This window comes from Amycolatopsis marina (genome assembly GCF_900111885.1).
Taxonomy (GTDB): Bacteria; Actinomycetota; Actinomycetes; order Mycobacteriales; family Pseudonocardiaceae; genus Amycolatopsis; species Amycolatopsis marina.
The window spans coordinates 38,886-52,418 of record NZ_FOKG01000022.1 but is presented as its reverse complement, the minus strand read 5'-3'; the positions used below and the strand labels follow the sequence as shown (position 1 = coordinate 52,418).

Below are 13,533 nucleotides of genomic sequence, written 5' to 3'. Positions count from 1 at the left end.
TCGTCCGCACCGCACCGGACAGCGCCGTTTGCCCGCCCTCGAACCCGGCGGGCACGGTGCCCTGTGTGACGGAATCGGCCCCACCCAGAACAGCGTCGCCGATGGGTGTGGGCAGCCCGGCCTCGGCGATCCGGTTCGGCAGGGACCGCAGCACCTGCCAGGACATCACGGCGCCGACCGTCACGATGCCGAGCACGCCGCCGATCTGGCTGGCGATCTGCTGCACCGCGGACACCGTGCCGGTCTCGGCCTCCGGCGTCGCTCCGAGCATGGTCTCGGTGGCGGCGATGACGCTCATCCCGATACCGAACCCGACGAGCGCGCCGGGGTAGAGCAGGTCGCTGAACTCGGCCCCGGCCTGCAACGACGCGACCCCGGCGAGGCCGACCGCGACGAACACGAAACCGGCCGCGACAGGAAGGCGCGGCCCGAACCGCTGCGCCAGCAGTCCCCCGAGCGGGGCCGACAGCACCACGACGCAGGTCGGCGGCAGCATCCACGCGCCCGCCTGGATCGGCGGCAGTCCCTTGACGTTCTGCAGGAACAACGTGAGCAGGAAGAGCAGCGCGAACACGGCAAACGAGGTGAATCCGACGAGCACCGAGCCCAGATGCACGGCCCGGATTCGCAACAGGGCCCGCAGCACTCCCTTGCGCTCGTCCCGCCCGCCTGCAGACTCGGCGACGCCGTACACCACGAGACCGAGCACGATCGCGGCGACGGGCACGTTGAGCAGGAAGACGGCGGGCCAGTCGAAGCCCTGCACGATCACGCCCGCGATCACCGGTCCGAGGCCGATCGCGAGTGCGTTCGCGCCACCCCAGATTCCCAGCGGAAGCCCGATTTTCTCAACAGGAAACGCATTACGCAGCAATGCGAGCGCCGCAGGTTGCAACAACGCTCCGGCAAATCCTTGGAGAACACGACACAGAACGAGAGCCAGGACACTGCCGGAAAGGGCGATTCCGACAGATGCGACAGCAAAACCGAGAACTCCGATGACGAATATCTTCCGCCTGCCGAACCGGTCCGCCAATCTGCCCGCGGGCAGTAGGCCGATCGCGAGTGCGACCAGGTAGGCATTGGCGATCAGTTCCAGTTCACCGAGACTCGCACCCACCGACGCGGAGATGAAGGGCGCCGCTATGGTGATCGCGGTGCCGTCGAGGCCGACCATCGCCCCGCCGAGCACCGTCGCGACAAGGGTCAGCCACGGTCGTCCCCTGCGCGCGGCACGGGCCGGCCGCGGCCCTGCTACCTGGGCTGTCGCCTCCGCTACCGCGGGATCGCGCCCGGTGTCACCGTGTGCCACATCTCCGCCTTCCGGTCGGGTGCATCCTCGACGGATCGCCGCCTAGCATGACTTGTCACTCAGCGCACCCGACAACACCCCCACCCCTACGCAAAAACGCTCACGATGGTGACAGTTAACTCCGTAGAGTTAGTGATATACCCGCCAGAGGCGTTACCCGATCGGGGAGAAACTGCGATCGCGGCTTGCGGACGGTTCACACCGTGGCTACGGTTGGGTCCGCTTGTCAGCCAATAGCGTGATTTCGCCGCCCACGAGTTCGCAGAGTTGTAGTTGTCGACCCGAACGACAACATCAGCAACAGGTTGACCGAAGAAGACCAGATTCTCCAGACCGGGAGGGTTATTCACTAGTCGGCGGACGGGGCCGCCCCGGAGAGGGCCCCCGCTGCGGCATCGGCGGTGAATAACCCGACTTTTGAATAAGACACAGCGTCGGCTACGTGGCCACGTAGCCCGCGTCCCCGCACGCCATTGAGTGTCCCCGTCGATCCCCACTATTCCTGTTAGGTGACTACTATGTCGTTGGCGCAGCGCCGGTACTCCGCCGAGACAGGCACCCACGTCCCGGAGCTACGACCGCTGACCTCGTACCTGTTCGACCGGGCCGGGTCCGCACGCCGCGCCTTCACCTTCGTCGACTACTCCGGAGACCGCGACGGCGTCGAGCACACCCTCTCCTGGGCCGAGCTGGCCGACCGGGTGCGGGCAACGGCCGCAGCGATCACGCAAGTCACCTCTCCCGGACAGCGAGTCGCCATCCTCGCGCCGCAGGACCTCAACTACGTGGTCGGCTTTCTCGGTGCCCTGCACGCAGGTACCGTCGCGGTTCCGTTGTTCGCACCCGAGGTGAGCCAGCACGGCGGCCGTCTGGTCAACGCGCTCGCCGACTGTGCGCCAGAGGTCTGGCTGACGTCGGAGTCCGCGCTGGAAGCGGTCCGCTCGCTGGCCGAGTCCAACCCGGTCCCGATGCCGAAGCAGATCCTCGCGGTCGACGCACCCGAGATCGTCGGCGGTGCCGATTTCGTCGCCCCCGACCTCGACCTGGACGAGCCCGCGTACCTGCAGTACACCTCCGGCTCCACGAGGGCCCCGGCCGGTGCGGTGATCACCCATCGCGCCGCGGTCAGCAACACGTGGCAGGGCAGCTCCGCCTTCGGTGTGGAGGCCGACTGGACCTGCGCGGGATGGATCCCGTTCTTCCACGACATGGGCCTGATCCAGCTGCTGTGCATCCCTGCGCTGACCGGCGCGCACTCGGTGTTCATGACGCCGTTCAACTTCATCATGCGCCCGGCCCGCTGGCTCCGGCAGATGTCGAGCCACCCGAACGTCTTCGCCGCCGCACCGAACTTCGCCTTCGAGTACGCCGTGCGCAAGGTGAAGGAGGCCGACCGGGCCGACCTGGACCTGTCCGGGATCCGCGCCGTGATCAACGGCAGTGAGCCCGTCCGCTCGGGCACGATCGAGGCCTTCCTCGAGGCGTTCGGCCCGCACGGCTTCCAGGCAGCGGCGCACCGGCCGTCGTACGGTCTCGCCGAGGCGACGGTGTTCGTCACCAACACCAGGGAGGACGGGCCGACGGTCACCGCGTTCGACCGCGCGGCCCTCGCCGAGGATCGGGCCACAGCGCTGCCCAGGGGCAGCGCGGACGCACTCGAGCTGGTGGCCGCAGGCAGGCCGCACGCCCAGCTCGTCCGTATCGTGCACCCGGAGGAGCGCACCGTTCGCCCCGACGGCGCGGTCGGCGAGATCTGGGTACACGGGCCGAACGTCGCACGCGGGTACTGGCAGCAGCCCGAGCGCAGCGCGGAGACCTTCGACGCGACCATCTCCGGCGCAGACGAGGACACACCCGCGACTGGCTGGTTGCGCACCGGCGACCTCGGCCTGGTGCACGACGGTTTGCTCTACATCACCGGCCGGATCAAAGACCTGATCATCATCGACGGCAAGAACCACTACCCGCAGGACATCGAGGCCACGGTGCAGGACGCGCACCCCGCGATCCGCAGGGACCACGTGGCCGCCTTCGCCGTGACCTCCTCCACGGCCGGTGAAGGTGCGGCTGTGGTGGCGGAGTTCAGCAGGAAGGCCGGGTCTGCCACGCCCGACGAGGACGAGGTGGCGAGGGCGGTACGCAGAGCCGTCTCCGCCAAGCACGACGTCAAGCTCCGCGGGTTCAGACTGGTTCCGCCGGGCAGTGTGCTCCGGACATCCAGCGGCAAGATCGCCCGCGCCGCGACCAAGCAGCGTTTCTGGGAGGAATAGCGGTGACCCAGCCGGCTCTCACGACCGAACAGCTGCGGAACTGGCTCGTCGAACAGGTCGGTGAGGCCTGCGATCTGGAGCCTGCCGAGATCGACGTCCGGCGTCCGCTCGACGAGTACGGACTGTCCTCACGCGACGCGGTCGAACTGTCCGGCGCGCTGGAGGACCTGCTCGACCGGAACCTGCCGACGACGCTGCTGTGGGACCACCCCACGATCGACCAGCTGGCCATCGCGCTGACCGGGACCGGGCGGCCCAGCCTGCCGGTCCCACAGGACACGCCACATGGACAGGTGACCGTCGGAGAGCCGGATCCCGACACGACAGTCGCGGTGATCGGCCTCGGCTGCAGGCTGCCCGGCGGCGTCGAAGGTCCCGAGGCGTTCTGGCGGCTGCTCACCGAAGGTCGCGACGCCATCGGCGAAGTCCCGCCGGGCCGCTGGGACGACATTCCCGGTATTCCCGAGGGGATCAGCAGGCAGGGTGGCTTCCTGGCCGACATCGCCGGATTCGACGCCGAGTTCTTCGGCATCGCACCGCGTGAGGCGGCCAGGATGGACCCGCAGCAGCGCATGGTGCTCGAAGTCGCATGGGAGGCACTGGAGCACGCCGGCATCGCGCCGAGCACCCTGCGCGGCAGCGACACCGGCGTCTTCGTCGGTATCAGCGGTACCGAGTACGGCGCGCAGTCCCTCGCCGACGTGTCCGGAGTCGACGCGTGGACCGGCACCGGCGCCGCGCTGAGCATCGCCGCCAACCGGCTCTCCTACGCACTGGATCTACGCGGCCCCAGTATGGCCGTGGACACCGCCTGTTCGTCCTCGCTGACCTCGGTCCACCTCGCCGTGCGCAGTCTGCTCTCCGGGGAGAGCGGGATGGCCGTCGTCGGCGGGGCCAACCTGCTGCTCGGGCCCGGCGTGACCGCGAACTTCGACCAGATGGGGATCAGCTCGGCCAATGGAAGGTGTAAACCCTTCTCCGCCGACGCCGATGGCATCTCCCGCGCCGAGGGCGCCGGAATGCTCGTGCTCAAGCGGCTGCGCGACGCGCGTGCCGACGGTGACCGCGTGCTCGCGGTGATCAGGGGGACCGCGAGCAACTCGGACGGTCGCTCCAACGGCCTCACGGCACCCAACTCCGAAGCGCAGCAGGCACTGCTACGGACCGCGTACCGGCAGGCCGGCGTCGACCCGACCGCCGTGGACTACGTGGAGGCGCACGGAACCGGCACTCTGCTCGGCGACCCCATCGAGGCACGGGCGCTCGGGACCGTGCTGGGAGCGGGCAGGCCGGCAGGCCGTCCGCTGCTGCTCGGCTCGGTGAAGAGCAATCTGGGGCATCTGGAAGCGGCGGCGGGCGTCGTCGGCCTGATCAAGGTGGTCCTCGCCCTGCACCACGGTCGGCTTCCGGCCAGCCTCAACTACTCGGCACCCAACCCGCACATCCCCTTCGACGAGCTCGGCCTGCGGGTCACCGACACGGGACAGGACTGGCCGCGACAGGGCAACACCGCGATCGCGGGTGTTTCCGGCTTCGGCTTCGGCGGCTCGAACGCCCATGTGGTGCTGCAACAGCAGGAGCTCAGCTCCGAACCGGCCGCGCCACAGGCGCGTACCCGGTTCCTGCTCGGCGCGCCCGACCCGGCCAGACTGGCGGACAGCGCGGGCGCACTGGCGCGGTGGCTCGACGGCGCCGGTGCGGCCGCACGCTTGTCCGACGTGGAGCACACGCTCGCCAGGCGGCTGGACGGCAGAGCACGGGCCGCGGTCGTCGGATCGGACGTAAGTGAGCTGACCGAGGGACTCCGCGCGCTGGCCGAGGGCGAGCAGCAAACCGAGGTGATCGACGGGGCCGCCGGTCGCGGGCCGGTCTTCGTGTTCTCCGGGCACGGCTCGCAGTGGGCCGGGATGGGCCGCAGGCTGTTCGCCGAGGAGCCGGTTTTCGCCGCGGCGATCGACCGGCTCGACCCCCTGATCCGTGCCGAGGCCGGCTTCTCGCTGCGGGCGGACCTGCTCGCCGGCGTAGAGGCACGCACGATGGACCACGTGCAGCCGCTGGTCTTCGGCATTCAACTCGCGCTCGCCGAGCTGTGGCAGGACCGCGGGGTTGTTCCTGCCGCCGTGATCGGGCACTCCTTCGGCGAGGTCACCGCGGCAGTCGCCGCGGGAGCGCTCTCCGAGGCCGACGGGGCGCGGATCGTCACGCTGCGCTCGCGCTTGCTCGCCTCCCTCGCCGGGGACGGTGCCATGGCCCTGCTTGAGGTCGGCGCCGAGGAGGCGGCCGAGCTGGTACGCGGTCTCCCGGACGTGGACGTGGCCGTACTGTCGGCACCCGACCAGACCGTGATCGCGGGAACCGCGAGCACCGTGGAACGCATCGTGTCTGATGTGGACTCTCGTGGGCTGCTGGCGAAGCTGGTGAAACTAGACGTCGCCGCACACTCGCCGATCGTGGACCGGGTCACCGGAATCCTCCTGGAAGGGCTGGCGGGACTGCGCCCCAGCACCCCAGCACTCACCTTCTACAGCACGGCGCTTGCCGATCCCCGCGCCCGGCCCGCGTTCGACCCGGGCTACTGGGCGGAGAACCTGCGCAAGCCGGTCCGGTTCTCGGGTGCCGTCACCGCCGCCATCGCCGACGGCCACTCGGCGTTCGTCGAGATATCCCCGCACCCGGTGCTGCGGCACGCGCTGACCGGGAACGGGGCACCGCTCGTGCTGTCCACCCTGCGGCACTGCGATGACGAGACGACGCACTTCCACCAGCAGCTCGCCCAACTGGAACTGCGGAATCGAAAGGCCCGGCTGCACGGCAGCTCCGGTCAGGTGCTCGACCTGCCGACGACGCCGTGGCGGCACGCGCGGCACTGGCTACCCCGTCCTGCGGCGGCGCCGGTGGCGCGGGCGGAACACCCCCTGCTCGGAGCGCACGTCGAGTCCCCTGTCGACTCCCGGCACCTCTGGCGCGCCGACCTTGGCTCGGCCGTCCAGCCATGGCTGTCCGACCACCGGATCGACGGACGCGCGGTGCTGCCCGGAGCCGCCTACGCCGAGATGGCGAACGCCGCGGCACGGACCGCGTTCGGGGCCGCGGCCGAACAGGTCGCGGTCACCTCGCTGGTGATGCACCAACCACTCGCGCTCGGCGAGCACACCGCGGTGACGACGACGCTGGCGCCGGAATCCGACCACGGCGGCTCGGTCACCGTGCACACCCGTCCGGACGGCGGGACCTGGGAACTGCATGCCAGCGCCACGGTTTCCGTGGTACCCGGCACCACCTCCGACGAGTATTTATCCGAAGTGGACGATTCCGAGTTCAAGGGCGTTTCCACCACGGAGCTGTACCGGGAACTGCACGAACTGGGTGTCGACTACGGCCCCGCCTTCACCGGAATGAGCAGGGTGCGGGCGAGCGGCACCCGCGCGATCGCCGAGATCTCCCTGCCGGAGGCCGCGTTGCGGCATCCACTGATGTCGCTGCACCCCGCGCTCGTGGACGCCTGCCTGCAGACTTTCGCCGGTGCGCTGGGCGGACGTGACACGAGCGAAGCGGCACTCGTGCCGATGGAGTTCGGCAGCATCCGCACCTACGGCGAGGTCAGCAGGGGCAGCCTCGTGCACGTCTCGGTGACCACATCCGACGACGACTCCTCGGGCCTGCTCGGTGAACTGCACCTCGTGGACAACGAGGGGCGGGTGCTGCTGGAGATCGACGATATCTTCATTCGCAGGGTGCCGAGGACCGAACTCGCCGCGCCACTCGCGGACAGCCTCGTCACCACCACCTGGGAGCCTGCCGGCCTCGACTCCGGCGACGCGGCCGTTCCAGCGGGCCCGGTCCTGGCCTTGAGCGCGGGCGCGCACCCGCTGACCGCACCGCTCACCGATCTGGCATCGGCGGGCAGCGCGCTGCACTGGGCGGACTATCGCGAGCCGGAACAGGTCAGGGCGGCACTGACCGCGACGGCCCCAGCCGAGGTGGTGTTCCTGCTGCCCACCAAAACCGCCGGCGGCCCTGCGGCGCTGGCGGTGGCCGAGCAGGCGGTGCTCGCGATCAGTGCCACCGTCCGCGAACTCGTCGAGGGTGCAGCCGGCCGGGCCCGGCTGCACCTGGTCACCACCGGCGCACGGGCGGTCGGGGACGACGCGGGCGATCCCGCGCTCGCCGCCCTGCGCGGACTGGTTCGGGTGCTCGCCTACGAACACCCCGAACTCGGCGCGAGCCTGGTGGATCTCGACCCGCGGGACTCGGCACAGGACAGCGCGAGGCACCTGCTGGCCGAACTGAGCGAGGGTGGAGCCGAGGACGAGGTGGCCTGGCGCGCCGGTACGCGGCTCGCCGCACGGCTCGGTCACGCACCAGCGCCGACCGGCGCGAAGGTCCACCTCGCCCGCCCGGACGGCGCGTACGTCATCACCGGCGGTCTCGGTGGCCTCGGCCTCCTGCTGGCCGATTGGCTCTCGGGGCACGGCGCGGGCAAGGTCGTCCTGAATGGACGCTCTGCTCCCGGTCCCGTCGCCCGCGCGGCGATCGAGGCGATCACTTCGGCCGGCACGGAGGTCGAGGTGGTGCTGGGCGATCTCGCCGATGCCGGAACGGCACACCGCCTCGTCGAGGCAGCGGGCGGCGCGTCCGCCCTGCGCGGAGTGGTCCACGCGGCGGCGGTGTTCGACGACCGGACCACGACCCGGCTCGACGCGGACACGCTGCACCGGACTTGGCTGCCCAAGGCCTACGGAGCCTGGCGGCTGCACGAGGCCACCCGTGACTGTGCTCTGGACTGGTGGGTCGGCTTCTCCTCCGCCGCGGCTTTGCACGGCCTGCCGGGACAACCCGCGTACGCCACAGCCAATGCGTACCTCGACGAACTCGCCGCACTGCGCAGGGCCGAGGGCCTGCCCGCGGTGTCGGTCTGCTGGGGCACCTGGGCCGAGGTCGGTGCGGCCGCCGGGCTGGAGATCCCGTGGCTGCACCCGGTCGCACCGCAGGACGGGCTGGCCGCGCTGGAGGCGGCGATGTGCCGGAACGAGGCCGTTGTCGGTGCGGCACGCCTGAACACACCCCGGCTGCTCGACGCGTTCCCCGGTCTGTCCCGGGTGCCGTTCTTCACCGGGGTACTCGGCGAAGCCGGTATCGATCCCGAGTCCACGGGCTGGGCGGGACTCACCGCACTGCGGTCGCTGCCAGCAGTGGCCGCGGCGGCCGCGGCAGGTGAACAGGTGCGCGCCAGGATCGCCTCGGTGCTCGGGTTCGCACCGGAGCGGCTGGACACCACGACCGCGCTCGCGGCACTCGGCGTGGACTCCCTGCTTGCCGTCCGGATCCGCAACGCCGTGCAGCACGACTTCGAACTCGCGCTGCCGGTGTCGTTGCTGTTGCGCGGTGCCAGCACCGCCGATGTGGAGCAGTGGCTGCTCGGCGAACTCGGCCTGAAGAGCACCGAGCCCGCGGAGTCCGCCGCGCCGGTGCTGATTCCGCCACGCGACGCCGCCGAGCGGCTGGTGACCAGCGCCTGGCGGGACGTGCTCGGCACCGAGGTCGGCGTGACCCAGGACTTCTACGGTATCGGCGGCACCCGGGCGAAGGCCGAGGCGGTGACGGCGCTGCTGGTCGAGCGGAGTGGCCGGGAGCTGACGATCTCCGAACTCTTCGAGCGCCCGACCATCGAGCGAATGGCTGAGCACCTTCGCGAGGAGGAACACACCGGCTCCCCACTCAGGGTGTTGCGCGAGCACGGAACGCGGTCCCCGCTGTTCTTCTTCCATCCGGGCGGTGGCGATACCGCGGTGTACCGCCAGCTCGTCCAACTGCTGGACCCTGATGTGCCGGTGTACGGATTCGACCGGATCGAGGGTGTGGCCGATGTGGAGGACCGCGTCCGGCACTACCTTCCGGAGCTGCGGGCCGTGCAACCCCGTGGCCCTTACCGGATCGCGGGCTGGTCGTTCGGCGGATTCCTCGCCTACGAGATGGCACAGCAGCTGCGCGCGGCGGGCGAGCAGGTGGAGATCCTCGCGATGATCGACCCGATCCTGCCGCTGCCGAACGAGACCGGCCTGAGCGACGTGGCGTTGCTGGAGAAGCGGTTCGAGCGGTTCGAGGAGTTCCTGGAGAGCAGCTACGGCAGGCGGATCTCACTGCCGTACGAGCGGCTGGCCCGGCTGGACGACGAGGCGCAGGTGCAGCTGCTGATCGACACGATGCTCGCCGAGGGGCTGGTGAACAGCGCGGTGAGCGAGGCGATCCTGCACCATCAGCGCACGTCCTTCCTCGACGCCCGATCACTGGAGCGCTACCAGCCGGACCCCTATGACGGCAGGGCGGTCTTCTTCAGTGCGGCGGACCAGGTGCCCGGCGGGCTACGGGACCAGCGCTTCGACCGGACCGACCCGGCGCGCGGCTGGGACGCGGTCTGCGCCGACCTCGAGGTGATCACCGTGCCGGGCCACCATCTCTCGCTGCTGGATCCGCCCAATGTGGACGTCGTCGGCCGGCATCTGCGGCACCTGCTGTCCGCGGTGCTCGACGCGGTGGGGACAAGGACGTCGTGACCGTGACCAACACCGCGCTGACGGTGCTCGGCGAGGAGGTCTCGGCAGGCCCGACCGTGCGGGAGCTGCGGCTGCACTCCCCCGCCGTCGGCAGGGAGGTCGGGACGACACTGCTGACCCCACCCGGCTGGCGGCCGGGCCCGGACCGCCGTTACCCGGTGCTGTACCTGCTGCACGGCTCCTCCGACGACCACACGTCGTGGCTGCGGCACACCGACGTCGTCCGGCTGGCCGAGGACACCGGCGCACTGGTGGTCATGCCGGAGGCGGGCAGACTGGGCTTCTACACGGACTGGCGGGTGCGGGACCGGGCCGGGACAGTCCCGCGGTGGGAGACCTTCCACCTGGACGAACTGCCTGCACTGTTGGAAGGCCGATACGGCGCGTCGGACGTGCGGGTGGCGGCGGGCATCTCGATGGGCGGGTACGGCGCACTGCGCTATGCCGTGCGCAGGCCCGGCGTGTTCCGCGGCGTCGCGTCACTGAGCGGGCTCATGCACCTGACCCGGCCGGGCATGGCGGCCCTGCTCGCGACGCTGTCCGTTCGGGAGGGCATGCGCCCAGGACGGGTCTGGGGTCCCCGGCGGCACTGCCGGGAGAACTGGGCGGCCAACGACCCCTTCCTGCACGCCGGCGCCCTGCGCGGCACGGACGTCTACCTCGCGGCCGGAAACGGCAGGCGCAGCCCCGGTGAGGAGTTCGTCGCGGGCATGGGCCTGGTCGAACGCTACTCGCGCGCCATGTCGGAGGACCTGGCCGCAAGCCTGCGCCGCGCGGAGGTGGACCTCACCACCGACTTCACCGAGGGCACCCACTTCTGGACCACCTGGCGGCACATGCTCACCCGCTACTGGCCCCACGCCCGCACCCTCCTCAACACCTGACGCGAGTTCGCCGTCCACGTACATGAGTGTGCGTTTCACGTACATGAGTGCGCGATTCGTGTACATGAAATCGACATTCGTGCGGGCTCAAGTGCACAGAAGTGCAACTCGTGTACAGGAAAGTGCAACTCGTGTACAGGAAAGTGCAACTCGTGTACAGGAAAGTGCAACTCGGTCTAGCGGACCGAGCGGATGGGGAGCACGAGCACGGCTCCGGCCAGTGCGATCACCCCTGCGCTGAGGTAGAGCACGGTGTAGCTGTCGAGCAGCGCGATGATCGCGCCGGCGATCATCGGCGCCAGTGCCTGCGGAGCGGTGTTGGCGAGGTTGACGATGCCGAGGTCCTTGGCCCTGTCGTGCGCCGTCGGCAGGACCTGGGTGATCAGTGCGTTGTCGATCGCCACGTACACGCCGTACCCGAGCCCCAGGATCCCGGCGGCGATCACCACCGCGATCCACTCGTGCCAGACCGAGAGCATCAGCATCGCCACCGCGATCACCACGGACGAGACCGCCACGTAGATCTTGCGTCTGCCACTGCGGTCGGACATCCGGCCCGCGAGCACACTGGTGGACAGGATGCCCGCCGTGTACACCAGGGTCAGGACGAACACCCCGCCCGAGGGGTTGGCGAAGTCCAGCTCGTCGCGCAGGAAGTACAGCAGGTAGAGCGTCGCGATCGAGTTCGCCAGCTGGATCGCGAGCCGCGCCACCGCCGCCCACGCGAAGTCGGGGTGGCGCCGGGGGCTGATCCAGAACCCGCGCACGAACCGGCGCAGCTCGAACGGCGGACGCTGCTCGGGCAACAGTCGCGGATCCGGCGTGCCCAGGACGAACGGCAGTGCCAGCAGCACCACGAGTACGGCGAGCGCCAGGTACCCGCCGGTGCGGGACGGCACGATCACCGTCACCAGCAGCACGCCGAGCACCAGCCCGAGTGGCAGCGGCAGACCCGCGAACGCCGAGACGAAACCCCGCTGGCGCACCGGAACCTGGTCCGGCACGGTGGCGGTCAGCCCGGCGAACATCGAGTTCTGCGCACCCTGCGCGACCATCCAGCACAACCCGACCCCGAGCACGGTGGCCTGCACCGACAGCGTCACCAGCGCGATCGCGCACAGCAGCGCACCACCGAGGATCCACGGATGCCGTCTGCCCCTGCGCGAGGTGGTCCGGTCCGACAGCGCTCCGGCGATCGGCGCCGCCAGAATCGACACGACAGCCGCACAGCCCGTCACCACGGCGAGGCTGGTTTCCTTGTCCGCCGCGTCGATCTCCTCGATCTGCAGCGGCAGCAGGATCTGGATCGGCGCGACCACCGCCATCGAGAAGCCGAGAACAGCCGCCGAAAGGCGCAGCGTCCAGCCCAGCGGAACCGGTGTGGTCGGTTCGTCCAGCGCGGTCCGAGTCCCGCGCGCCCCCGTGGTCACGCGCCGAGCCTAGTGCAGCACCGTCAGCGCCGATCGAAGAACGTGCGTACGCGATCGCGGGCCTTCGGCGGGCACGTTCCACCCATCACCACAAATGGCACAACCAAATTCGTCGACAACGGTCAGCGATCGGTCACCGCGATGGCCCGCTCCACCAGGCTGCCGAAATACAGCTTTCCGTTGTGCTCACGGACACCGGTGAGCATGTGGAAGCCGTCGATCTCGCCGCTGTACTGGCGCACGATCCGGCCTTCCATGTCGACCCCGAGGACGCCGACCGTGCGCGCGGGCGACGGCTGCATCCACAGTGGAGCGCGCCGCACCAGTGCCCGCGCCGGTGCGGGAAACTTCCGCACCACGTCGAGCGCGGCCACCTTCGGGCTGGCCTGGGTGACCCAGATCAGACCGTCGCTGCCGGTGGAGGTGTTGTCCGGGAAGCCGCTGAGTCCTTCGAGGAACATGTCCGTCGAGCCCGCCCGCTCACCGGTCAGCCACACCCGCCGGACCTGCATCGAGCCGCTCTCGGCGACGGTCACGAAGGACTCGTCCCGCGCCAGCGCGACGCCGTTCGCGAACTGCAGCCCGGATGCGAGCTCCTCGATCTCGCCGTCCGGGGATCGCCGCAGCAGCCGTCCCGTCCCGGTCTGTTCGATCAGGTCCTCGCGCCACTGGGCCACCGGGAACCGCGAGGACGAGTCGCTGAAGTAGATCGTGCCGTCGGCAGCGACGGCGGCGTTGTTGCAGACCAGCAGCGGTGCACCGCAGGCGTACTCCGCCAGCACGCGCACCGTGCCAGCGCCGAGCTGCACCATGAGCAGACCGCGGTCCGCGTCGCAGACGAGCAGTTCGTCCTCGCCGTACAGCTCCAGCCCCAGCGGACGGCCACCGGTGTCGGCGACGGTGTCGATCCGGCTGCCGTCCTCGCTCAGCCGGATGATCCGGCCGTCGTCCAGGCCGGTGAGCACGCTGCCCTGTGCGTCCACCACCACGTCCTCGGGGCCGTTGCCGTTGACCGGAATCACCCGGACCTCGCCGAACCGCATGCAGAACTCCCTCTTCCCTGGCGGGTTGTTCACCGAACCC

The 13,533-nt window shown here is 70.0% G+C and carries 5 protein-coding genes and 1 pseudogene; 3 read left to right on the top strand and 3 right to left on the bottom strand.

The window, feature by feature from the left end; genetic code table 11:
• Positions 1 to 199: 199 nt before the first annotated feature.
• A pseudogene (locus BM199_RS34730) lies at positions 200 to 1,192 on the bottom strand (MFS transporter); the annotation flags it as partial.
• A 638-nt stretch (positions 1,193 to 1,830) separates the two neighbouring features.
• Between BM199_RS34730 and BM199_RS27530 the strand changes: the two are divergent.
• The 3 genes from BM199_RS27530 to BM199_RS27520 are packed head-to-tail and all read left to right on the top strand — an operon-like array spanning position 1,831 to position 11,020.
• Positions 1,831 to 3,582, top strand: a complete 1,752-nt coding sequence (locus tag BM199_RS27530; protein ID WP_091677486.1) for a fatty acyl-AMP ligase — start codon at positions 1,831 to 1,833, stop codon at positions 3,580 to 3,582.
• Positions 3,583 to 3,614: 32 nt separating this feature from the next.
• Positions 3,615 to 10,136: a type I polyketide synthase gene (locus BM199_RS27525; RefSeq protein WP_218160453.1), complete on the top strand. Its 6,522-nt coding sequence runs from the start codon at positions 3,615 to 3,617 to the stop codon at positions 10,134 to 10,136.
• On the top strand, positions 10,133 to 11,020 hold the full coding sequence (locus BM199_RS27520; protein WP_177242813.1) for an alpha/beta hydrolase: 888 nt from the start codon (positions 10,133 to 10,135) through the stop codon (positions 11,018 to 11,020). The genes BM199_RS27525 and BM199_RS27520 overlap by 4 nt, the downstream gene beginning before the upstream one ends.
• Before the next feature lie 176 nt (positions 11,021 to 11,196).
• On the opposite strand, the gene BM199_RS27515 is transcribed toward BM199_RS27520, so the two are convergent.
• Both BM199_RS27515 and BM199_RS27510 read right to left on the bottom strand, forming a co-directional pair.
• Positions 11,197 to 12,450, bottom strand: coding sequence for an MFS transporter (locus tag BM199_RS27515; RefSeq protein ID WP_091677479.1), 1,254 nt, complete (start codon positions 12,448 to 12,450; stop codon positions 11,197 to 11,199).
• Positions 12,451 to 12,572: 122 nt separating this feature from the next.
• Complete coding sequence (locus BM199_RS27510; protein ID WP_091677474.1) at positions 12,573 to 13,493, bottom strand: SMP-30/gluconolactonase/LRE family protein; 921 nt, start codon at positions 13,491 to 13,493, stop codon at positions 12,573 to 12,575.
• Between the last annotated feature and the right edge of the window lie 40 nt (positions 13,494 to 13,533).

Excerpts from the sequence above, each read along its gene's own strand:
- BM199_RS27530 (WP_091677486.1), top strand. The coding sequence starts at position 1,831 with ATGTCGTTGGCGCAGCGCCGGTACTCCGCCGAGACAGGCACCCACGTC.
- BM199_RS27510 (WP_091677474.1), bottom strand. The coding sequence starts at position 13,493 with ATGCGGTTCGGCGAGGTCCGGGTGATTCCGGTCAACGGCAACGGCCCC.